Here is a 22145-nt window from a genome sequence, read left to right on the forward strand (position 1 = left end):
TTAATTATTTCCTTTTTTTATTCGGGATAAAAGTATAAGAATTCCGTTTTTATGGCAATACCCACTTTTAGTGATTTTTCGATAAGAAATTAAGAAAAAACAACGTATTATCTTACTGTAAATCCAAAAACGTTATTATCACACTTTTTAAGACACGCAAACGCTTAATCCAAATTTGACATAACGCCAATAATTGAATTAAAAAAATGAGCAAAATAAAGGCCAGCAAAATATACTTAGTGGTTGTAAAATCAATATTATAGCTAAAGAATAACAACAATCCGCAAATGAAACCTACTCTGGCAATTATGGCAATCAAAGCATAGTGTTTCAATCTGACATAAAGACGTTCTAAAGCTGTTTTAATATCAGAACCATCCGTTAAATATTTATTGTAATAATAGCCGTAAAGCCCGTGAGCAATTGGTAAAATAAGACTGATTACCAAAATTAAGTTCACCCAGAAAGGCTTTGTCGCACCGTCAAACATGGAATAATATGCCACTAAAAATAAAAACCAGATCAAAACCTCCATCACAATTTGTTTACGAATTGACTTTAAAACAGGGTGTTTGTTTTCCTGTAAAAGCGATAACTGCATTTCATCGGTTTTCAAAACGGGTTTTACAGCATTCCAATCGGACTTTAAATCGTCTATTTCCATGATTTATTGCATTAAGGTTTTAATTTTAGCTTTGATTCGATTGAGTTTTACCCCAACATAATTCTCATTGACACCTGTGATTTCAGCAATTTGCTGATAAGACAGTTCTTCAAAGTACAAGCTGATTAAAGCTTTTTCGCTATCATCAAGCAGTTTTAAAACAGCAAACAATCGTTCTTGTCTTATTAGGACCTCATCATTTGGATGTTCTTCTGCAAAATCGGGCAATTGATTCTGATAATTAATTGTTGTGGTTTTCTTTCGAAAAGAAGCGATAGCGGTATTCAAAGCAATACGATATATCCAGGTACTCAACTTTGATTCTCCTTTAAATTTGGGATAGGATTTCCAAAGCTGGAAAACAATTTCCTGAAATAAATCTTCCCGATCTTCAGGACTATCCCGATACAATCGACAAAGTTTATGAATCATCGCATTGTACCGGGAAAGCGTAGCTAAAAAATCTTTCTCAATAGATTCCATTTATAATCATTTCGTTTTGAATACAGACTAAGGTACACAAATTCTATTTCTGTCCCTTGTTTTCTATTTTTAATTCTTTCTTTATCAAACGAATATCTTTAATAATCTGCTCGTTTTGAACTTTCAGACTATCTATTTTTTCCTGTAATTTTTCATCTCTGATTTTTGATCTTCCTTCTGGCGAAGATTCTTTTCCACAGCTCACTACTACAAAGAGAAGCATCATAAATATTGTTTTCATAATAATTGTTTTTTGACTCATTAGTTGTTCGAATTTTAAAAAACTTACAACTTTTATAAAAAAATATTTCAGCAATAAAGATTAGAGACTAAAACAAAATTATAACCAATTAATTTAAAACACTTTAAAACAATTTTAGCGTTTTTTTTGTAAATTTATTTAGATTCAAAACCTCTCTAAAAAACGGAATAATCTAAATTTATAAAACAAATTCAAAGATGGAACCAGAACTACAACAAATCCGTGAGCAGCAAAAAGACTCCTGGAACAAGTTTTCCCCGGGCTGGAAAAAATGGGATGACTTAATTATGGATTTTTTAAAACCCATAGGCGATAAAATGATAGAACTTATCAACCCTAAAGAAAATGAAAACGTGCTCGATGTAGCATCGGGAACCGGTGAACCCGGCATTAGCATTGCTGCAAAAATTGGAAACGGTAAAATAATATTTACCGATTTATCAAACGGAATGCTGGAAATAGCTAAAGAAAATGCAAGTAAAGCAGGAATTCCTAATTTTGAAACTCAGGTTTGCGATGTTTCCGAACTTCCTTTTGATGATAACAGCTTTGATATTGTTAGTTGCCGACTCGGTTTTATGTTTTTTCCTGACATGCAAATGGCGGCTAAGGAATTAGTAAGGGTTCTCAAACCCGGAGGACGATTCACAACATCAGTATGGTGTGGTCCTGAAAAAAACTTTTGGGTAACAGCCGTTGGCGGAACCATAAACAAAAACATGGGACTTACACCTCCTCCTGAAGGTGCACCGGGAATGTTTAGATGTGCAAAACCCGGTTTTCTTGCCGATATTTTTAAGGAAGCCGGACTTAAAAACGTTTCAGAAACTGAAGTAGCAGGAGCGGTAAATTGCGGAACTGCCGAAACCTATTGGGACATGATGACTGAAATTGCTGCTCCATTTGTAGCTGCATTAAGTAATGCCGATGATGCTATGAGAGCAAAAATAAAACAGGAAGTTTATGAATTAATCAACGAAAAATACCCTGATGGAAATGTTTCAATTCCCTCCAGTGCATTCGTTATTTATGGTGAAAAATAATATTTAGACATTTTCATCCGTTAATTTATATATAGCCAAATTAAAAAACATTCAAAAAACTTGCGCAACCAATTAATTGCATTTATATTTGCAACTAATTGGTTTCTTAATTTTTCAAAGTGAGAAGAGATATTTTTCAGGCAATTGCCGATCCTACCCGACGCGCCATTATGGGTCTTATTGCGGTTCAGGCAATGACGCCTAATGCCATTGCCGAACATTTTAATACCAGCCGACAGGCTATTTCTAAACATTTACGCATACTTTCGGAATGTGAACTGCTGCAACAAGAACAAAAAGGCAGAGAAATTTATTATCAATTGGAAATAAACAAAATGAAAGAAATAGACCAATGGCTGGCGCAATTCAAAGCCATTTGGGAAAACCGTTTCAACGAATTGGATAACATATTAGCAACTCTTAAAAATAAAACCGATGAAAACGAATCTACAATTTGACTTTATTGTCAACAAAGAAAACCACACTGTAAACGTAACAAGAGAATTTGCAGCCCAATTGCCTCTGGTTTGGGATGCCTGGACTAAACCTGAAATACTGGATTTATGGTGGGCACCTAAGCCTTATAAAACCAAAACCAAATCGATGGATTTTAGAGAAGGAGGCTTTTGGTTTTATGGCATGGTCGCTCCTGACGGATTGATACACTGGTGTAGAAATGATTATCAAAAAATAGACATTTTAAAAAGTTTCTCAGGCTTAGATGCTTTTTGTGACGAAAACGGAGTAGTCAACACCGATTTTCCCCGCACCGTTTGGAACAATACTTTTACCGAAAACGGAGAAACCACAACAGTAACTATCGTTGCACAATATGAAAATTTAGCCGACTTAGAACAAATTATCACAATGGGATTCCAGGAAGGATTCACTATGGCTTTGGGTAATTTGGATGAGTATTTAAACGAAATAACTAAATGAATCCATTAAAACGTATAAGTTCAATAGCAGTTATTTTCTTTTTGAGCCAAATCAGTTTTGGTCAAGTCAATCTAAAAATTGAATCTGACAAGACTTATTTTACCGAAGGAAAAGACAGTGTTTTAACGTATCAGGCTTCCGAAAAATCAATCAACGGCAAGTTTGTCCGTTCTAATTATATTCATCCGTTATACACTCTGAATGGTGCTGTTCTAACTGAGGACTTCCCTGCTGATCATTTACATCATCGGGGAATATTCTGGTCGTGGCATCAGCTATATATTGGTGATAAACGAATTGGCGATGCCTGGGAAATACAAAATTTCAAATGGGAAGTCGCATCGGTAAAGGAGAAAAAACAAAAAGACAATAGCAAAGCAATACAAACAACTGTTTTATGGAAATCACCTTTATGGAAAGCCAAAAACGGAGAAGAAAAAGCTTTTGTAAAAGAAACAACAATCATTAAAGTTCATCCAAAACAACCGCAGTATCGTTTAATTGATATTGAAATTGCATTATTGGCACTCGAACCCAATATGAAAATTGGCGGCTCAGAAGACGAGAAAGGCTATGGTGGTTTTTCGCCCCGAATAAAACTGAGTGATGATATTGTTTTTGCTGCTCCGACCGGAAAAATCACTCCAACAAACCTGCCGATTCCTGCCAGCGAATGGATGGATATCTCGGGTTCGATAGGCAAAAATGGCTCAGCGGCAGGATTGACTATTTTATGTAATCCCAAAAATCCCGGTTTTCCAAATCTGTGGATTTTACGTGCCAAAAAAAGTATGCAGAATGCTGTTTTCCCTCATCCGGGAGCAAAAGCAATTCCGTTATCCAACAAAAAGCCAACTGTTTTACGCTATCGATTAATTATTCATGATGGCGATGCTGAAAGCATTCCAATTACTGAAATTTATAAGAACTACACTAAAAAAAAATAGCCACAGATTAAAAGATTTTCAAAGATTACTTTACTAAAATCTGTGTGAATCTGTGAAATCAGTGGCGAAAAAAAATAAAAAGGAGCCATCACAAATATCTTTATCGTGATGGCTCTTCTATAAAATTCAAACCTAAACATTAGTTCGAAACGACCTTGTACGTAGGATCTTCAATAATATTAACTACAATAATTCCCTCGGCATTTTGCAACAGCTGACGACAATCTTCACTTAAATAACGTAAATAGACTTTTTTACCTGCTTTAGCATAACGCTCAGTAATTTTGTTTACTGCGTCAATGGCACTCATATCGGCAATTTTACTTTCTTTAAAATCAATAACCACCTCATCCGGATCATTAACTACATCGAATTTCTCAGCAAAAGCAGTAGTGGAACCAAAGAACAAAGGACCGTATATTTCGTAATGCTTCACTCCTTTGTCATCCAGATATTTTTTGGCACGAATGCGTTTCGCACTTTCCCAGGCAAAAACCAAAGCCGAAATAATGACTCCAATTAATACCGCCAGAGCCAAATTATGCAATACAATCGTAATAATTGCAACAGTAACGCCAACAAAAATATCCTGTTTAGGCATTTTATTGATAATTCTGAAACTCATCCATTCAAAAGTACCTATTGCCACCATAAACATCACGCCTGTTAAAGCCGCCATAGGTAATTTTTCAATCACCGGAGCACCAAACAACACAATACAAAGAATCGTCAACGCAGCTACAATTCCCGATAAACGCGCTCTGGAACCTGCCGATAAATTCACTAAAGTCTGAGCAATCATAGGACAACCTCCCATCCCAAAGAAAAATCCATTCAATATATTAGCACTCCCCTGAGCCAGGCATTCCCTATTGCTATTTCCCTTAGTTGCTGTAATCTCATCAACTAAATTCAGAGTCAGCAAACCTTCGGTTAATCCCACACAAGCCATAATCAAACCATACGGAAGAATTAATTGAAAGGTTTCTAAATCCAAAGGAATATTCGGAATATGAAAAGGCGGAAATCCACCGCTTACCGACGCAATGTCAGCAACAGTTTTAGTTTCAATTCCAAAACCTAAAACCAATGCAAAAACTACCATAATAGCTACTAAAGAAGCCGGAACCGCTTTAGAAATTTTCGGAAACCCCAATACAATTGCGATAGTTAAGACTACTAATCCCAACATGATATACAACGGATTCCCTGACAACCAAACACTTTCACCATTGACAATGGTTTTAAACTGTTCCAATTGCGACATAAATATCACCACCGCCAAACCATTCACAAAACCATACATCACCGGTTGCGGTACCAGACGAATGAATTTACCCAATTTGAACAAACCAATTAAAATCTGGATGACTCCTGCCAAAGCCACTGCCGCAAAAACATAATCCAATCCGTGTGATTTCATCAAAGCAATTAGTACAATTACCGTAGCACCTGCCCCACCGGAAATCAATCCCGGACGTCCGCCAAAAATTGCCGTTACCAATCCCATAATAAAAGCAGCATACAAACCTACCAGTGGCGGAAATCCTGCCAGAATAGCAAAAGAAAGCGACTCAGGAATCATCGTCATAGCGACCGTTAATCCGGCTAATATTTCGGTTTTATAGTTTACTTTTTGCGAAAAATCAAATAGGTTAAAATACTGTTTCATGCTGTTGCAAAAGATGATTAAATAAAGCCAAACAAATTACTTGGTAAGCTTTTCAAGAATTGCAAAAGTAAGTTTTTTTAATCTGCTGAATCTGCAAAATCTGCGTGAACATTTTTTAGCTGTTTTTTAATTATATTTAAAAACAGAAAATAGTTTAGTTTTAAAATAAAATTTACCAATGGAAACCAACGCTTTTTTCGGAGACGCTTTCGAATACAACTATCATTTCAATCAGGAACTTATTGCTTTGTTTGAAAAACAGCAGCCATCCATTCCTGAAAAATCAATCCAATTACTCAACCATTTGATTAATGCGCAACAAATTTGGAATGAGCGGATTCTAGAAGAAAAAATCGCGATTGATGTTTGGGAAATCCGACCTTTGGAGAATTTGAAAAATATCAACCTAAGCAATTATAACAGAAGTCTCAGCATTTTAAATACCATTGCACTGAATCGAAAAGTAGAATATAAAAACTCAAAAGGAATTGAGTTTTCAAATTCGGTTCAGGATATTATTTTTCATGTGATTAATCACTCTACATACCATCGGGCACAAATTGCAAGCAATTTAAAAGCCAATGGAATTGAGCCCATAAATACTGATTATATCTTTTATAAAAGGAAATAATACTTAAAATTCATCAAAATTAATTCCCCTAACCCCTAAAGGGCGTAATTTTGATGAATTTTAAAGAAATTTTCACCCTTTAGAGCAGGGAAAAAAAATTTCTTATTCAAAATCTCAAAAAATCCTTTTTTACAATTTAAACAAAAATATGAGATAGATTTTTTAACTTCGTTGCCGCAATGAAAATAAGTACCTTCATATTATCTATTTTAATACTTGTTTTGTCTTTAAAACCTTGTTCTGACGGAAGTAATACAGAAGACCTGAAAAAAGACAACATTAGTCTGAAGCATAATCATCAGGAAGATCATGATGATTCTTGCCCTGTAACTTGTATTTGCAGCTGCTGCGGAATGTCGGTAACTTTCGAATCTATTAAAATCTTTACTTTTAGAATCCATTCAGCCATTTCTAATGTAGTAGTATCTTCTTATCAATCCAATTATCAATTTGATTCTGTTGCTGCTATTTGGCAACCTCCTCAATTAATTAGTTAAAATACCCAGACAACTCGTCCATTTTTTAATTAATTAAATTTCATTTCAAATGAATAAATTTATAATGAGCATTATGCTCCTACTCTTGTCGTGTCTGACAGTCAAAGCACAAAAAAGTGATATCCAAATCCAAGTTCTTTCTGAAAAAGAACCTATAATTGGTGCCAATGTGTATCTGGAATCCGAACAAAAATTAGCCGTTACAGATACTGATGGAAAAGTGCATTTTTCCAATATTTCCAATGGAAAACAAAACATAACTATTTCTTATCTGGGTTTTGAAACCTTAAAGAAGACTATACAAATTCCGAGTCAGTCGGCGTTTGTTTTTCATTTGGAACCCAATGAAAACGAACTCGAAGAAGTGGTTTTACAAACTTCAAGAACCAGCAGAACAGTTCGAAAAATACCCACCCGAATTGAATTTATCGGCAGCGAAGAATTAGAAGAAAAAGCCACGATGAATCCTACGAACATTTCGATGGTTTTACGCGAAAGCACGGGAATTCAAATGCAGCAAACTTCTTTGAGCAGCGGAAATTCGAATATTAAAATCCAGGGACTTGACGGACGTTACACCCAACTTTTAAGAGATGGTTTTCCTTTGTATTCCGGTTTTTCCAGCGGATTGAGTATCATGCAAATTCCACCTTTGGACTTAAAACAATTTGAAATTATCAAAGGAAGTTCGTCAACGCTTTATGGTGGTGGCGCTATTGCGGGATTAGTAAATATGATTTCCAAAACTCCAGATGAAGAAGCTGATTTAGACATCATGCTGACTCAAACCCATGCTTTAGGAAGTACCGCTAATGTTTTTTACAGCAAACGGAATAAGAGATTTGGAACAACATTGTATAGTTCGGCACATTATCAAAAAGCCTATGATCCCGAAGACGACGATTTTAGTAATTTACCAAAGACAAAATCCATCTCTTTCAATCCCAAATTCTTTTATTATCCATCCGAAAAAACAACACTTTGGTTGGGAGTTAATGGAACTTATGATGACCGGATTGGAGGCGATATGACTACCATCAAAAGTGGTCAAAACGGAATTCATCAATATACCGAAGATAATGTTTCCAAGCGTTTCAGCACCCAGGCCGTGTATAAAACCCAACTGGATTCGCTGAGTAATTTCAACATCAAGAACAGTGTTTCTTATTTTGACCGAACACTAAAAGTACCCGATTTTACTTTTAGCGGAAAGCAAATCAACAGTTTTACCGAAGTCAGCTACGAAAGAGCCACAGCAAAAACCGATTGGATTTTAGGTGCGAATGTGTATTCTGTCAATTTTGACGAAGCTGATGAATCGGTATTGCAACGCGATCAAAAAGAGCTTACTTATGGTTTGTTTGCCAACAGCATTTTTGATATTAGCGAAAACTGGATTCTGGAAACGGGTTTACGTACGGATTATAATGCCGATTGGGGATTTTTCCCTTTACCAAGAATTTCCTTGTTGTACAAAAATGAAAATGGTATTTCAAGCCGAATTGGCGGTGGATTAGGTTATAAAATTCCTGATATTTTTACCGAAGAAGCCGAATCCATCAATTTTAAAAATGTATTAGGTATTGACAAAGACAATCTAAAAGCCGAACGATCGTATGGAATGAATTATGATGTGAATTTCCAGACTAAATTGGGAGAAATCGGTTTCTCAGCCAACCAGCTTTTTTATGTTACCGCCATACAAAATGCGTTGTTATTAAACAGTTCCGGAACTAATTTCAAATTTGAAAATGCCCCTGAAATCATTTTAAGTAAAGGTGCCGAAACCAACATCAAGTTCAATTACAAGGATTTTAAATGGTTTTTAAACTATGCTTTTATAGATACCCGTTTGCATTATTTAGCAGGAAATCCTCAAAAACCATTGACTCCCAAACACAATATAGGCAGTGTGATTATGTATGAAAGCGAAGCCTGGCGCATTGGTTTTGAAACCTATTACACCGGAAAACAAGTTTTATCCAATGGAACGAACAGCCGTGATTACACCACAATGGGATTTTTGTTGATGCGCAATTTCAAATGGGGAGCGCTCTTTAGCAATTTTGAAAACTTTACCGACAGAAGACAAAGCCGTTTTTCCTCATTGGTTTTGCCTACACACAACAACCCCACTTTCCCCGAAATTTATGCTCCTACCGACGGATTTATTTTCAGCCTTGGAATTATCATAAAGCCTTTTGGGAATAAGGAACATTAAATTTTTTTTTTACCGCAAATTCGCAAATTATCACAATATTGGATTGTTTTAAAATTTGTGAATTTGCGGTTTCTTTTTTTTGGGCGTTCCCTTACGTAAAAACTTCGGGGCAGGCTGTATGCTGTATCTTTTATTCCGCTAAGCTCCATAAAAGGATGCCACTTCCATCCTTAACGCAAACCAACTCCACAATCACGGTCATTGCTAAGAATAAAGCAATCTCATAATCTAAAAATAGAAATCCAGCTCGAAACCTTAAGAGAATTAATGAAATAACTGAATTTGTAAGAAATTTTTATATCTTTGAGAAATCAATATTACGCATAAATTCAAACCAAAACATGCGCATAACATGCCACTTTAGAGTAAAATTAGTTTGTTTTATGCGCATATAAACTAGTTATGCAACATTTTAAACCAAACTGCTAAAAAGAATAAAATTAATATGGAAAACATAAAGGCTCTTTTTGACTTAACAAAGTTACCAGCAAAATTCTTCTTTTTGTTTGCTGTACTATCAGGATTTCTATTGTTTGCTGATTCAGATATTTTAAAAAAAATTCACCTTGAAAAATTGAATGATACTTACGGTTGGATAATCGGATTAGTTTTCATTTCAGCTACTGGATTAGTTTTCGTCAATTTTATAATTTGGGTATTTAAAGCTATTAATGATAAAGTTAAGTTTTTCAAAGTCAAAAAAGAATATCTTGAACGTTTAAAAAATCTTGACATACATGAAAAAGCAGTTCTAAGAGAATTTATTATCAATCAAAAATCCTCAATAGAAGTACCTATTGACAATCCAACAATAACAGGGTTAATCAGAAAAAATATTTTGTCAATTAATAAACAATTTGGAAATAGTTTTATTTTGAACGGAATGAATACTGCTGTTTCAATGAATAAGTTTGTTGAAAAGCATTTAACATTGTCAGATATCGATTTAACAGAAAATCCGACAGAAAAAGAAATAGAAATTATTAAATCAAGCAGACCAGAATGGATTGAACGTCATTCATGGCGATACTAAAAAAACGTTGCATAACCGTCGTTTGGCAATATGGCGGGATTAGGCTTAATTTAAAGACGGTTTTGTACTTGGAAAATTAGTCATTGACCGAAAGATTAGGCTTCCTTAATCCGCCACATCGCCCAGCGCCAAACCGCTAGCAGTAACATCTCAAAAACCATACGGATGAAACAAAATCAAATCTTAAAGATTACGTATTTTATATTCTTACTACTTATTACTGGAATAGTTTGGAATGGTTTATACCAAGCTCAGTTTTTGGAATATGACTTGAATTATGGATCGCTGATTGAAGCATTCTTAATATCGGTTGGTTCATTTTTTGGAATTGTATTTATTTGGAGAAAATGGAAAAATTTCATCCTAGAAAACAAATGGCTAACTATATCATTCTTAATAGCTTGCTCACCAGTTTCCATAATTTTAGTTGTTTGTAATTATTCAATATTTTTTGGAGAAAATTTAAAAGTATGAACCGTACAAACACACAACAGCTATCCGATGTAAATTTTCTTTTTACAACACCCGCATTTTAAAGTATAAATCCACACTAAAAATGTTCCTGAATGACTCAAAATCATTCGGGAACATTTTTTAACATTTAGCAGACTTAAAAACCCGATCGCTCAGATATGCGTAAACGTTGGCGCAGAATTGCATTCTGTGCCCACAATAGTGAGCAAATAAGCATAATGCTTAACCTTAAAAATTAAAACATGAAAGACTCAAATATCTTAGACATCCCTAAAATTCATTTTGAAATTGAAGCAAAATCTAAAGAAATCGGTTTTACGATGCCTTCCGATTTGTTTATTGGAACATTATTAAAAACACTTATTACCTCTAAACCAAAATCAAACCTATTAGAACTTGGTACCGGAATTGGTCTGTCGCTTTCCTGGATGATTGATGGAATGGATTCTGATTCTAAATTAATTACTATTGACAATGACCCAAAACTAACTGAAATAGCTAAAAGTTATTTTGGAACTGATGAAAGAGTTGAAATTATTTGTGTGGACGGAAGTGAATGGATTAAAAACTATAATGGAGAAAAATTTGATTTAGTTTTTGCAGATGCCTGGCCAGGTAAGTATAGTGAAATAGACGAAATTCTGGAATTGATAAAAGTTGGAGGTTTTTATATTATTGATGATATGTTAGCACAACCTAATTGGCCTGAAGGACATCAGGAAAATGTCAATAAACTAATCGAATATTTGGAAAACAGAAAAGATTTCAATTTGACAAAATTGAATTGGTCAACAGGATTAGTAATCGCTACAAGAAAGGACTAGATACAACGACTTTTTTTAAATAGTTTTGTAACTTCATTCTAACTCCCTCTGGCGCTCGAGTGCATCGAGTGCCTACTTACATTAAAAGATAAATTATAGCGTTTGCAAGGCAGTTCACTAAAAAATAATTCTTAAAATACAAAACCAACCAATTGCTACACTTCAACAAAACTTATTTTGCATTTACGGTTCTGCTATTTCTGGCTGAAACGTTAATTGATTTGTTTCTACACGATCAATTGATAAGACCTTATTTTGGGGATGTTTTGGTGGTGATTTTAATGTATTGTTTTATCAAGTCATTCTTCAATGTATCGGTTGGGACTGCTGCAATTATTGTAATATGTTTTTCTTTTGGTGTTGAATGCTCCCAACATTTGAATCTTATTTACAAACTGGGGTTGGAAAATTCCGGAATTGCAAAGGCTGTTCTTGGAAATTCCTTTTCCTGGCTGGATTTGCTTGCTTATGTTACGGGAATTTTTTGTGTTGTTATCTTCGAAAAAAAATACCTCAAAAATCCTCACTAATTCAACATATCACTTTACATTTTGAGTACCAATTAAAAATACGAAAAATCGTATTTTACAACAATTTATTTTTATATTTGATAGTTTTCAAAAAAGTTTTCACGGTTTAGATCAAAAACTATTTAACTGACAAGCAATTAATTACTCCAAATAATTAGTTTTTAAAACTATCATGAGAAAAACATCAAATAGCATTACTACCGGAATCAGCATTTTCCTTTTTTGGATTTTATGTTTATTGCCTAGATACACTTGGGCACAGGAAAATATTTTTAATGTTTCCAATACTTCTTTTGCTGAGAAAATATACCTGCAATTAGACCGAAAAGTTTACACTAATGGCGATACCGTTTGGTTTAAATGTATCGTGGCAAATGCTTCCGAACATTTTCCTTCCCCTTTAAGCGGGGTTTTATATTTAGAACTCATTGATGCTGATGAAGTCATTCGACAGAAAAAAATAATCAAAATTGAAAACGGAATTGGTCAGGGCAGTTTTGAATTGGATAAAAAAATACTCAAAGGCAATTATCTGATTAGAGCTTATACGCAATGGAATCAGAACTTTGATAATACTTTTGTTTTTGAAGAATACATTCAGGTATTTCCAACTGAAACTCTAAATACAGTGATCGAAAATGTTAAACTTGTCAAAGATGAAGCTATTGGCGATCATCTGGAAGTATTTTTCAACCCGCAAGTTATTGACTCTCTGCAAAAAAACAAACTCAATGTATATGTCACAATTGATGATAAAAAAGACAGCTTACTTATCAAAAAAGGGAAAAATGACAAATACATTCTGGATTATACCGTTGAAAAAGAAAGCCAATTTGCTACGATTAAAATAGAAACCGAAAACCAGAAAAATTACACGAAAACATTTGTTTTAAACAAAGATTATCTGGACTTACAATTTTTTCCTGAAAGCGGAGAACTGGTTCACGGACTCAGTAGCAAAGTAGGATTTAAAGCTTTGGACGCTAATGGGAAAGGGAAATATATTGAGGGCGAAATAATTGATGAGCAAGAAAACAGTATCGCTTCATTTAAAAGTAATTCGTTGGGAATGGGAAGTTTTTTTATTGCCAATGCCGATCATTCTAAAAAATATTATGCCCGATTAAAAGTCCCTTTTTTAAACAAAAATTCAATACGCTATCCGCTACCTAATGTTGCAGCTACCGGAAATACTTTGGCAGTCAACAAACAGGATGATAAAGTACTTCTTAAAGTTTCATCCAACTACATGAAAAACGATAGTATCATTGTACAAATTTCATTTAGAGGAATTGATGTATATGAAAAAAAAGTCGCGCTAAATCAGGGTTTTTACCAATCATTACTTGCTACCGATCAAATTCCGGAAGGAATTATTGCTTTTAGCATTTTGGATAATTCCAAAAATCCCATTGCCAGAAGACTTTATTTTAATGAAAAACCACAAAGCCGATTAAAAATTAATCTTTCAGTTGATAAACAAAACTACAGTAAACGTGAACTAACTCATTTGGATATCCAAACCTCAACTTTTGATGAAAAACCGGTAAAATCCAGTACTTCCCTATTGGTTATCAACAAAGAAGAATTAGGAACAATGCAAAGCTTACGTCAAAACATATTGTCTTATTTTTTAATAAACTCCGAATTAAAAGGAAACATAGAGAATCCGGGTTATTATTTCAAAGACAACAACAGCAACTTTTCTGATTTAGATGTGCTGTTACTCACACAAGGATGGAGTAAATACAATTATTCCAAACCCAATCCTTCGCTTGCTGTTAATCCCGAGAAATCACTAACGCTATCAGGCAGAGTAAACAAGCTCTTTTCTGAAAAAAAAGGCGTAAAAGACATCCAATTAACCCTAATGACTAATGGAAAAAACAAATCCTTTTATACGCAGGCTACCGACAGTCTGGGGCGCTTTAATTTTAATTTGAATGACGAATATGGAAAGGAAATAGAAGTACTTATTCAAACCAATAAAAATTCAGATAGAAAAGTAAGTAATTCGGTTGTTTTTGACCAAAAAAAATCGCCTGCTATTCTTTTTGAACGCAATAAATCCATTGAACCAATAGACAGTATTGTTGAAAAATTTATCAATAAAAGTAAAAAACAGAAAGAAATAGAAGAAAAATTCAAACTGCAATTTGGCGGAATTCTTTTAGACCAGGTAACAGTTAGTGGTAAAATGGCACCCAACAAACAAAAAGTAACCGAAAAATACGGCAAACCTAATACCATAATTAGTGGAAAAGAGATTCTCTCCAAAGAAAAAAAATGGTCTTATGGATTGTACAGTGTTTTGCTGTTTAATTATCCTGATAAAGTTAGAATAGAAAGAATGCCGGATCAAAATTTATATGCCACCGTCAACAATGAAGCGACCTTAGTTCTTGTGGATGGTATTGCTGTTCCTTTTTATGATTATGTTCATATCCCTAATATTTCTCCAAGTGAAGTAAAAAGTTTTGAAATTATTGAATATGCCAGCGGTTTTTCAACATTATTTTGTGAAGTACATACTGAACTCAATAATTGTGCTTTCATAGCTCCTCCTTGGGGTAATATTATAGCTATTTACACCCATGCCGGAATAGGTTTGGCAGGCGCACAAAAATCAAAAGGACTAACCAAAACAACTATTCCTGTTTTTGCTACGCCTCAGGAATTTTATGCTCCAAAATATGAAAACATTCAGCCCGACAGTTGGCAACATCCGGATATTAGAACTTTAATACACTGGCAACCGATATTAAACACAGACGATTCAGGTAAAGCAGCTGCTTCTTTTTACAATGCCGATAACAAAGGAGAAATTATGGTAGTTGTTGAAGCTATTTCAGATACCGGAGAAATGGGTTATCAGGAACTGAATTATGAAATAAAGGATTAATTCTGTACCAATAAAATTATAGACACTTTTGATAAAGTAATTCATTTATAGATTTCAGAATTTAGATAATATTGAATCCGATTGGCAAAACCAGTCGGATTTTTTCATGTATCCAACCATCAGAACATGCAATTATTTCACTGACAATCAACAAACTAAAACAAGTAAAAAAACAAGGTTTTTAATTTTATTTAGAATAATTAAAAATAATTTGCTTAGGAAAATTTTAGCGTTTACTTTTGTAGAATAATTCTAAATAACGAGTAAATGAAAATAGCTTACGTTCAAAAATTCTTTTGTTTATTACTGCTGCTGAGTTCTGTTAGCATTATAGCACAACCAGGAAACGGTAAAATAAATGGTAAAATTTCTCTTAGTGATAATACTCCTGCCGAAAGTGTAGGGATTGCTTTAAAAGACACAAAATACAGTACCAATGCCAATCATAACGGGCAATATGAAATTAAAAATATCAAACCCGGCAACTATACCCTAATCATCAATGGAATAGGAATTAAATCAATTTCAGAAAACATTACAATACAAAGCAATCAAACGATTACTAAAAATTTCAAACTGACTGAAAGCAAAGAAGAATTGAATGAAGTAATCATCAAAAGAAACAAATACAAACAGGACAAACCTTCCTTATCCCTTCGTTTGAATACTCCTGTTTTAGAAATTCCGCAAAACATACAAATTATTAGTGGTCAAACCTTAAAAGACCAACAAATTACCAGCATGAGCGATGGTGTAATCCGAAATGTGAGCGGTGCAGTACGCATTGAGCACTGGGGAGACATGTTCAATAATATTTCTATGCGCGGTTCCCGAGTTCAGGCTTTCCGCAATGGATTTAATGTAGTTTCTTCTTATTGGAGTCCGCTTACTGAAGACATGAGTTTTGTAGATCATATTGAATTTGTAAAAGGTCCGGCAGGTTTCATGCTTTCCAGTGGAGATCCGGCAGGATTGTATAATGTAGTGACTAAAAAACCAACCGGAATTACTAAAGGAGAAGTCAATATCCTTGGCGGAAGTTATGATTTTTACAGAGCCAGTATAGATCTGGATGGTAAACTGGATAAAAAAGGGAAATTACTGTACCGTTTCAACGCAATGGGACAAAATAAAGGTTCGCACCGATCATTTGAACACAACGATCGTTATGTAATTGCTCCCGTAATTTCATATCAAATTGATGATAAAACAAAAATCACTGCCGAATACAATTACCAACATGCTAATATGACTGAAGTAGGATCATTTTATGTATTTGGTACAGATGGATACGCAACATTACCAAGAAATTTTACAATGACACAACCGGGTTTACCTGATACCAAAATCAATGACCACAGTGCTTATTTACTATTTGAACATAATTTTAATCCCAATTGGAAACTTACAGCACAAACCACTTATTTTAAATATTTACAAAAAGGATACAGTTCCTGGCCTAGTGCTATGGGACCTGGTGCAGTAGATTTAGATTATAATGGAATTCCTGAAGGAACGCTTCAGGCAGGTGAAATAATCAGAGGAGTAAGTATTTGGGATGCCGATAGTAATATGTATTTAGGACAAATGTTCGTTAACGGAAAATTCAATACAGGAAATGTTTCTCATAAAGTCTTAGGAGGAATCGATTTAGGAAGTAAAGATTATATGGCTGATTGGGGACAATCACACAGTATAGATACCGTTGATGATCCTTTTAATGTCAACAATCCTGATTATGGAACTCCGGCAAATGGAATGCCTAATTTCGATCGAAACACACCTCTAAAAGACAGAGCAGTAGGTTTCTATGGTTCAGAATATGCCGCAGGATATGTACAGGATGAAATGGGCTTTTTAGAAAATAAAATAAGACTTACTCTGGCAGCACGTTATACCTGGATTAACCAGACGAGTACTTACAGCGATCCCGCTACTGACAGTCATATCACGCCTCGTATAGGTTTGAGTGTTTCACTTACGCCAAATACTGCTGTTTACGGTTTGTACGATCAGGCATTTACTCCACAAGCTGGAATTGTGAGAGAAGGAAGTATAAAACCATTAACAGGTAATAATATCGAATTTGGTATCAAACAAGACTGGTTTGACGGTGCATGGAGTACTACACTTTCTGCCTACAGTATTTTAAAGAAAAACGAATTGACTTCGGATCCTACCAATACACCATCGCAAAACTATAGTGTGGTTTTAGGTGAAAAAAGAGCCCAAGGAATAGAGTTTGACGCAAGAGGAAAAATAGTAGAAGGATTGAATTTGATTGCCAATTATGCTTTTACAGAATCCATAGTAAACCAATCTAACGTAGATGGCATTACTGAAGGTTCTAATGTTCCCGGTTTTTCAAAACACGTTGCTAACGCCTGGTTAAATTACACGGTAGTAAATGGGAAATTAAAAGGATTAGGTGCTTCTGTTGGAGGAACTTATCTGGCAGGAAGACAAACGGATACGTGGGCAGTAGGACTTCAAAAACTACCTAACTATTTTAAAATGGAAGGTGGCTTGTCTTACGAAACAGGAAATTTAAAATTTACTGCTAATATGTTTAACATTTTAAACAAATACCTGTACAGCGGTTCTTACTATGCTTACTCACAGGCTTATTACTGGCAAACAGAACAGCCAAGAAACATGAGACTTGGTGTTACATACAAATTCTAAAACAATTCCTTTTATTAGCAAAAAAGCCTGTGAATATAAGATTTACAGGCTTTTTTGTTATTCCAATTTACTTAATTGACAATTAAATTTAAAGTACTCAAATCCAATTGATACACAAATCCTCCTATTTTCTTGGTTTTTTCATCAGCAATTAAAAGCGTGGTTTTGTCTATAAAACAAATGGCTTCTTTTTGAGAAAAATGATGTAATTCGATACTGTTTACAGAAACTGAGAAAAAATTATCCGAAGTAAAATTTTGAAAAATCCATATTTTACTGTGGCTCAATAAAACTACTTTTTTTCCGTCAGGACTAATGGCGGCACTTGTTATGGCTGCGTTCTGAAAATCGCCTTCGGCTTTAAATTCGCCTAACAATTCCGCCTGATGTGATCCGGCTTTATTGGGAACTTTATACAACAAAGTAGTGCCATCAAAACCTTTACTCCTGTTTTTTGTAAACAAGTAAAAGTTATTTTTATATTCAACAAAAGCTTCTACATCATAAAAAAGTTTGGTTTTCTTAGGAGGAAATTCGGTTTGTTCCGGATAAGCAAAACTAATTTTGTACGATGGAATAACCGACTCTTTTTGCAGAGAATCTTTTGCAATTTTATAAATAGCCAAATCCCTTCTTTCATTATCGTTATTACCAAAATCGCCTATGTATAAATTATCCTGACTGTCTTTAGTAATATCTTCCCAATCCGTGTTAGCTGTCTCACTAATGGTTATTGTTTTTATAATAATTCCCTCGCTGTCTAATCCATAAATTTTGTTAGCATTTCCGCTATCTTCAAGAGTCCATATTAAACGGGAATTTTCAGTAAAAACTATTCCTGAAACTTCTTTTAATTGCTTCGGTAAATTATAAAGTTCTGTAATAATGGAAGATTCTCTTTGACAAAACACAAACAAAGACGATAAAAAAAGAATGGGCAGTATTTTTTTCATTTTTAAAATTAAATTAAAATCCGGGTTTGAATAGATCAGGATGTTTGAAGTTGCGGGTAACAAACTTGAAAGCGGCACTCAAAACATAGCCCATAGAAGTAGCGTTTTTAAAATTCATATCATTGGTATAACGATACAATTCTAACTTTAATTGTTTAATATGCTCCTCGGGAGCAATTGTATCATTAGACATGATTCGCAATATTTTTTGAATTCGGGTTTCGGCCGAAAGAATTCGCTTAGCCAAAGCCGCTCTTTCTTCATTTTTATATTGTTCAATCGAACTGTCCTGCAATTTTTCTTTTATTAATTGAATCATCGGAAAATTTTCCTTGAAAAATTGCGGACGGTAAATTTTAAAATTCCCTTCATAACACTGCTGATCAAAATCGATAGCTCTGATTTTATAAACCACCTGATCAAAATCGTGAATAGGAACAATTACATAATTATAAGCCCGCATATCGCCCAGGAGCCGAATCATACAGCGCTCATTGAATTTAACAAACTCTTTGGCTATCTGGGATTTTTCGGTTTCAGAACAACTTTCAAGCAAAGTCTCCATAAAAACATCGCCTGGAATTCCTATAATATGTTCTTCGATTAAAGTATCCTGATGAACCAAAAAATTGATTTTATCAGGAGACAAAATATGCTCTAATTCTAATCCGTAAATACGGGAAGCATCAGCTTTTTTAATGTAAAAATGTACGTAATTATCATTCAGCACATTACGCACTTTAATCCGGAAAGGTTTAGAATTTCCAAAAGTACAGTAATCGATAGCATCCACATTTAAGAACCTGATGATATCCGAATTTCCATCCGAATGCAGTAAAGAGTAGATTTTCTTTAAATTCAAATCAATTTCCTTTCTTTCAAATTCGCTGTAAAAAACCCTAACCCATAAAGTATCCTGATCCAATTTATCATACACATTAACAGAACCTGAAAAACGTAACAAATCATCATAGGAAATAGCCACTTTCGAAACCCGGTCAAAGCGTTCTAAGTAATCCAGAAGAAAATGATTTACAGGATAAGTTGGTTTTTTAAACAAAGGGGAAATATCGCTCATGCAACTGTTTATTTATACAAATTTACACTAATTATTTTAAAGCCAATTTTGAAAAGCCTTCTCAAAAAGAACCAAAGGCAAAAAAATCCTTTAAATCTTAAAAAAACACTTAACAACTGATTACCAAGAGTTAGGAATAAATGATTGAAATACACATAAAAACCGCTTAAAAAAAAGAATGTTGTTCATCGATTTTATTTGTGTGCTGCTGGTTTGTTAGGTACTTTTATTTTTTTATAATGATTTTCTCATCATTAAAACATTTAAAACAAGCCTTTAAATACTTACAAATTTGAAATTTTTCCCCTAACATAAAGTCATTTTTTTTGCTTTATTAGAACATTTATAATGAATAAACAGGAAATTTACAATAAGACAATCGATACTTTTGAAATTGGAATTTGGGATATTAACCTGAAAAATAATTGTATTTCATGGGATGTCAACACTAAATCTTTCTTTGAAGTCTCAGCCGATTTTATGCCTGATTTTAAAAATACTTTAGTTTTTTTTAATCGAAAAAATCTAATCCAATTCAAAACACTACTCCAAAAAGCGATTGAAAACACAGTTCCTGTTTGCGGAAAATTCCAAATTATCACAACTCAAAAAACAATCAAACACCTGGAATGTATTTGCCAGGTAGAATTTATAGCTAATCAACCCCTTCGATTCTACGGTACTTTTAAAGATATTACTTTAGAACAACAACGAACAAGTGCATTAGAATTAGCCATCCAAAAATTCTCTTCGGTATTTTCCAATGCTAATGATGCTATTGAAAATCTGGGGCTGTTAGCTCTGGTTGCTGCTGAAACCAAAGACTGCATTATTATTACCGATACCGAAGGTAAAGCCATCTGGGCCAATAAAGCCTATAGGAGTTTAACCGATTTATCATTAGAAGACATTATTGGTAAAGAACCTGATTATATTTCTATTGGGATTGAAACTAATTTTGAAAGCATAAAAAAAATCCGCCAGGCTCTGGAAAAAAAGCAGGAAACTAAGGTGGTTTTTCAAAATTACAACAAGTACAAAGAGAAATACTGGCTCGAATTAAACATTACTCCTGTATTTGACAGTAAAGGTAATTGCACCAAATTTATCGGCATTGGCAGAGATATTACCGCTACAAAAGAAAAAGAAATTGAACTCAAACACATTCTGGAAGTCAGTAATCAGCAGAACAACAAACTTTTAAATTTTGCGCATATTGTTTCTCATAATATTCGTTCGCATACCTGCAATTTACAAATGGTTTTAAACGTTATTGATGAAACCGATGCTATCGATGAAAAATTAAGTTTTATTGAAATGTTCAAAGAAGGTACCGAAAAATTATCCAAAACCATCGAAAATTTAAACGAAGTAATTACCATCCAAAAAAACAGTAAAACCAAAAAAACAAAAGTTAATTTAAAATCAGAAATAGAAAAAATTACGGCTGCTTTCAGAGAAAAAATCAGCATTACACAAAGTATTCCTGCTAATGTAAATATCAATGTTATACCTGATTATCTGGAAAACATTGTTTACAATTTATTAACTAATGCCATAAAATACCAATCTCATGAAAGATTTCCTGTATTAGATATTAGTTATAAAACAGCCGAAGGATTTCATGTTGTTTCATTTAAGGACAACGGATTAGGAATTAACATTCAAAAAAACAAACATAAATTATTTGGCATGTACAAAACGTTTCATGAAAATGAAGATGCTAAAGGTATTGGATTATTTATTGCAAAAAACCAAATTGAAGCCATGAAAGGGAAAATTGAAGTCGAAAGTACAGAAGGATTAGGCAGCACTTTTAAATTGTATTTTAATGAAAAATAAGAGCACTTACCTTATTGATGATGACAAATTATCCATTAAATTAATGAGTATGCTCATCTCAAAAAATAATTTTTGTGAAGAATTAATTTCATTTCACAATCCGCAAACCGCCTTGAACGAACTTAAAAACAACAGTAACAATCCGGCTAAACTACCTGATGTTATTCTGTTAGATTTGAACATGCCGGTACTGGACGGCTGGCAATTTTTAGACGAATTTGTATTAGTCCCATTTGCAAAAAAAATAACTGTTTTTATTGTTTCTTCTTCCATTGACCCTTCTGATTTAGAAATGGCAAAAAATTATCCAATAATAAAAGATTATATTATAAAACCCCTCAGCTCCGAAAAATTGAAACAGGCTACATTACAAATTGAAAATGACGTTGAATAAACTACTTTAGGGCAGAGTCTCAGGTGTATTAGTGAAATAATCGCCACTAATTCACTAATTTCTTTTTCATT

The 22145-nt window shown here is 33.8% G+C and carries 21 protein-coding genes; 15 read left to right on the forward strand and 6 right to left on the reverse strand.

Going from position 1 to position 22145, the window contains the following annotated elements; genetic code table 11:
- Nucleotides 1–112 precede the first annotated feature (112 nt).
- The 3 genes from IEV84_RS07720 to IEV84_RS07730 are packed head-to-tail and all read right to left on the reverse strand — an operon-like array spanning nucleotide 113 to nucleotide 1388.
- Nucleotides 113–664: a hypothetical protein gene (locus tag IEV84_RS07720; RefSeq protein ID WP_188493715.1), complete on the reverse strand. Its 552-nt coding sequence runs from the start codon at nucleotides 662–664 to the stop codon at nucleotides 113–115.
- 3 nt (nucleotides 665–667) lie between these two features.
- Nucleotides 668–1147, reverse strand: coding sequence for an RNA polymerase sigma factor (locus IEV84_RS07725; protein WP_188493716.1), 480 nt, complete (start codon nucleotides 1145–1147; stop codon nucleotides 668–670).
- A gap of 43 nt (nucleotides 1148–1190) precedes the next feature.
- Nucleotides 1191–1388, reverse strand: coding sequence for a hypothetical protein (locus IEV84_RS07730; RefSeq protein WP_188493717.1), 198 nt, complete (start codon nucleotides 1386–1388; stop codon nucleotides 1191–1193).
- 218 nt (nucleotides 1389–1606) lie between these two features.
- Here IEV84_RS07730 and IEV84_RS07735 point away from each other — a divergent pair, with 218 nt between their 5' ends.
- The 4 genes from IEV84_RS07735 (at nucleotide 1607) to IEV84_RS07750 (ending at nucleotide 4338) form a co-directional block, all read left to right on the forward strand.
- Nucleotides 1607–2452, forward strand: a complete 846-nt coding sequence (locus tag IEV84_RS07735) for a class I SAM-dependent methyltransferase (RefSeq protein ID WP_188493718.1) — start codon at nucleotides 1607–1609, stop codon at nucleotides 2450–2452.
- Between the two features lie 119 nt (nucleotides 2453–2571).
- Nucleotides 2572–2910, forward strand: coding sequence for an ArsR/SmtB family transcription factor (locus IEV84_RS07740; protein WP_188493719.1), 339 nt, complete (start codon nucleotides 2572–2574; stop codon nucleotides 2908–2910).
- Nucleotides 2888–3391 carry an SRPBCC family protein gene (locus IEV84_RS07745; protein ID WP_188493720.1) on the forward strand — a complete coding sequence of 168 codons (504 nt, stop codon included), beginning with the start codon at nucleotides 2888–2890 and terminating at the stop codon, nucleotides 3389–3391. The genes IEV84_RS07740 and IEV84_RS07745 overlap by 23 nt, the downstream gene beginning before the upstream one ends.
- A complete protein-coding gene (locus tag IEV84_RS07750; RefSeq protein WP_188493721.1) occupies nucleotides 3388–4338 on the forward strand; it encodes a DUF6807 family protein in 951 nt (316 codons plus the stop codon). The genes IEV84_RS07745 and IEV84_RS07750 overlap by 4 nt, the downstream gene beginning before the upstream one ends.
- 139 nt (nucleotides 4339–4477) lie before the next feature.
- On the opposite strand, the gene IEV84_RS07755 is transcribed toward IEV84_RS07750, so the two are convergent.
- Entirely contained in the window at nucleotides 4478–6010 is a 1533-nt protein-coding gene (locus IEV84_RS07755; protein ID WP_188493722.1) for a SulP family inorganic anion transporter, read from the reverse strand.
- A gap of 178 nt (nucleotides 6011–6188) precedes the next feature.
- On the opposite strand from IEV84_RS07755, the gene IEV84_RS07760 reads away from it, so the two are divergent.
- The 9 genes from IEV84_RS07760 to IEV84_RS07800 all read left to right on the forward strand — a co-directional run bounded on the left by IEV84_RS07760 (nucleotide 6189) and on the right by IEV84_RS07800 (nucleotide 17807).
- Nucleotides 6189–6641 carry a DinB family protein gene (locus tag IEV84_RS07760; RefSeq protein WP_188493723.1) on the forward strand — a complete coding sequence of 151 codons (453 nt, stop codon included), beginning with the start codon at nucleotides 6189–6191 and terminating at the stop codon, nucleotides 6639–6641.
- A gap of 179 nt (nucleotides 6642–6820) precedes the next feature.
- On the forward strand, nucleotides 6821–7138 hold the full coding sequence (locus IEV84_RS07765; protein WP_188493724.1) for a DUF6660 family protein: 318 nt from the start codon (nucleotides 6821–6823) through the stop codon (nucleotides 7136–7138).
- A gap of 49 nt (nucleotides 7139–7187) precedes the next feature.
- Nucleotides 7188–9359 (forward strand): TonB-dependent receptor, encoded by a 2172-nt coding sequence (locus IEV84_RS07770; protein ID WP_188493725.1) that lies wholly within the window; start codon nucleotides 7188–7190, stop codon nucleotides 9357–9359.
- A 445-nt stretch (nucleotides 9360–9804) separates the two neighbouring features.
- Complete coding sequence (locus IEV84_RS07775; RefSeq protein WP_188493726.1) at nucleotides 9805–10392, forward strand: super-infection exclusion protein B; 588 nt, start codon at nucleotides 9805–9807, stop codon at nucleotides 10390–10392.
- 165 nt (nucleotides 10393–10557) lie between these two features.
- Nucleotides 10558–10866 (forward strand): hypothetical protein, encoded by a 309-nt coding sequence (locus tag IEV84_RS07780; protein WP_188493727.1) that lies wholly within the window; start codon nucleotides 10558–10560, stop codon nucleotides 10864–10866.
- Nucleotides 10867–11108: 242 nt separating this feature from the next.
- Complete coding sequence (locus tag IEV84_RS07785) at nucleotides 11109–11690, forward strand: O-methyltransferase (protein WP_188493728.1); 582 nt, start codon at nucleotides 11109–11111, stop codon at nucleotides 11688–11690.
- 152 nt (nucleotides 11691–11842) lie between these two features.
- Nucleotides 11843–12220: a ribosomal maturation YjgA family protein gene (locus IEV84_RS07790; protein ID WP_188493729.1), complete on the forward strand. Its 378-nt coding sequence runs from the start codon at nucleotides 11843–11845 to the stop codon at nucleotides 12218–12220.
- 172 nt (nucleotides 12221–12392) lie between these two features.
- Nucleotides 12393–15122, forward strand: a complete 2730-nt coding sequence (locus IEV84_RS07795; RefSeq protein WP_188493730.1) for an MG2 domain-containing protein — start codon at nucleotides 12393–12395, stop codon at nucleotides 15120–15122.
- A 267-nt stretch (nucleotides 15123–15389) separates the two neighbouring features.
- Nucleotides 15390–17807: a TonB-dependent receptor gene (locus tag IEV84_RS07800; protein ID WP_188493731.1), complete on the forward strand. Its 2418-nt coding sequence runs from the start codon at nucleotides 15390–15392 to the stop codon at nucleotides 17805–17807.
- Between the two features lie 71 nt (nucleotides 17808–17878).
- Here IEV84_RS07800 and IEV84_RS07805 read toward each other — a convergent pair whose 3' ends face one another.
- Nucleotides 17879–18760: a hypothetical protein gene (locus IEV84_RS07805; protein WP_188493732.1), complete on the reverse strand. Its 882-nt coding sequence runs from the start codon at nucleotides 18758–18760 to the stop codon at nucleotides 17879–17881.
- A gap of 13 nt (nucleotides 18761–18773) precedes the next feature.
- Nucleotides 18774–19838: a hypothetical protein gene (locus IEV84_RS07810; protein WP_188493733.1), complete on the reverse strand. Its 1065-nt coding sequence runs from the start codon at nucleotides 19836–19838 to the stop codon at nucleotides 18774–18776.
- Between the two features lie 348 nt (nucleotides 19839–20186).
- Between IEV84_RS07810 and IEV84_RS07815 the strand changes: the two genes are divergently transcribed.
- Nucleotides 20187–21680 (forward strand): sensor histidine kinase, encoded by a 1494-nt coding sequence (locus tag IEV84_RS07815; RefSeq protein ID WP_188493734.1) that lies wholly within the window; start codon nucleotides 20187–20189, stop codon nucleotides 21678–21680.
- Entirely contained in the window at nucleotides 21670–22074 is a 405-nt protein-coding gene (locus IEV84_RS07820; protein ID WP_188493735.1) for a response regulator, read from the forward strand. Before IEV84_RS07815 ends, IEV84_RS07820 begins: the two co-directional genes overlap by 11 nt.
- Nucleotides 22075–22145: the final 71 nt, after the last annotated feature.

This window comes from Flavobacterium palustre, assembly GCF_014639535.1.
GTDB lineage: Bacteria > Bacteroidota > Bacteroidia > Flavobacteriales > Flavobacteriaceae > Flavobacterium > Flavobacterium palustre.

What these genes read in the sequence shown, in the direction of transcription:
- IEV84_RS07780 (WP_188493727.1), top strand. Translation starts at nt 10,558, where the DNA reads ATGAAACAAAATCAAATCTTAAAGATTACGTATTTTATATTCTTACTA.
- IEV84_RS07750 (WP_188493721.1), top strand. Translation starts at nt 3,388, where the DNA reads ATGAATCCATTAAAACGTATAAGTTCAATAGCAGTTATTTTCTTTTTG.
- IEV84_RS07800 (WP_188493731.1), top strand. Translation starts at nt 15,390, where the DNA reads ATGAAAATAGCTTACGTTCAAAAATTCTTTTGTTTATTACTGCTGCTG.
- IEV84_RS07760 (WP_188493723.1), top strand. Translation starts at nt 6,189, where the DNA reads ATGGAAACCAACGCTTTTTTCGGAGACGCTTTCGAATACAACTATCAT.
- IEV84_RS07805 (WP_188493732.1), bottom strand. Translation starts at nt 18,760, where the DNA reads ATGAAAAAAATACTGCCCATTCTTTTTTTATCGTCTTTGTTTGTGTTT.
- IEV84_RS07810 (WP_188493733.1), bottom strand. Translation starts at nt 19,838, where the DNA reads ATGAGCGATATTTCCCCTTTGTTTAAAAAACCAACTTATCCTGTAAAT.
- IEV84_RS07770 (WP_188493725.1), top strand. Translation starts at nt 7,188, where the DNA reads ATGAATAAATTTATAATGAGCATTATGCTCCTACTCTTGTCGTGTCTG.
- IEV84_RS07720 (WP_188493715.1), bottom strand. Translation starts at nt 664, where the DNA reads ATGGAAATAGACGATTTAAAGTCCGATTGGAATGCTGTAAAACCCGTT.
- IEV84_RS07735 (WP_188493718.1), top strand. Translation starts at nt 1,607, where the DNA reads ATGGAACCAGAACTACAACAAATCCGTGAGCAGCAAAAAGACTCCTGG.
- IEV84_RS07775 (WP_188493726.1), top strand. Translation starts at nt 9,805, where the DNA reads ATGGAAAACATAAAGGCTCTTTTTGACTTAACAAAGTTACCAGCAAAA.
- IEV84_RS07765 (WP_188493724.1), top strand. Translation starts at nt 6,821, where the DNA reads ATGAAAATAAGTACCTTCATATTATCTATTTTAATACTTGTTTTGTCT.
- IEV84_RS07820 (WP_188493735.1), top strand. Translation starts at nt 21,670, where the DNA reads ATGAAAAATAAGAGCACTTACCTTATTGATGATGACAAATTATCCATT.
- IEV84_RS07815 (WP_188493734.1), top strand. Translation starts at nt 20,187, where the DNA reads ATGAATAAACAGGAAATTTACAATAAGACAATCGATACTTTTGAAATT.
- IEV84_RS07725 (WP_188493716.1), bottom strand. Translation starts at nt 1,147, where the DNA reads ATGGAATCTATTGAGAAAGATTTTTTAGCTACGCTTTCCCGGTACAAT.
- IEV84_RS07730 (WP_188493717.1), bottom strand. Translation starts at nt 1,388, where the DNA reads ATGAAAACAATATTTATGATGCTTCTCTTTGTAGTAGTGAGCTGTGGA.
- IEV84_RS07795 (WP_188493730.1), top strand. Translation starts at nt 12,393, where the DNA reads ATGAGAAAAACATCAAATAGCATTACTACCGGAATCAGCATTTTCCTT.
- IEV84_RS07785 (WP_188493728.1), top strand. Translation starts at nt 11,109, where the DNA reads ATGAAAGACTCAAATATCTTAGACATCCCTAAAATTCATTTTGAAATT.
- IEV84_RS07755 (WP_188493722.1), bottom strand. Translation starts at nt 6,010, where the DNA reads ATGAAACAGTATTTTAACCTATTTGATTTTTCGCAAAAAGTAAACTAT.
- IEV84_RS07745 (WP_188493720.1), top strand. Translation starts at nt 2,888, where the DNA reads ATGAAAACGAATCTACAATTTGACTTTATTGTCAACAAAGAAAACCAC.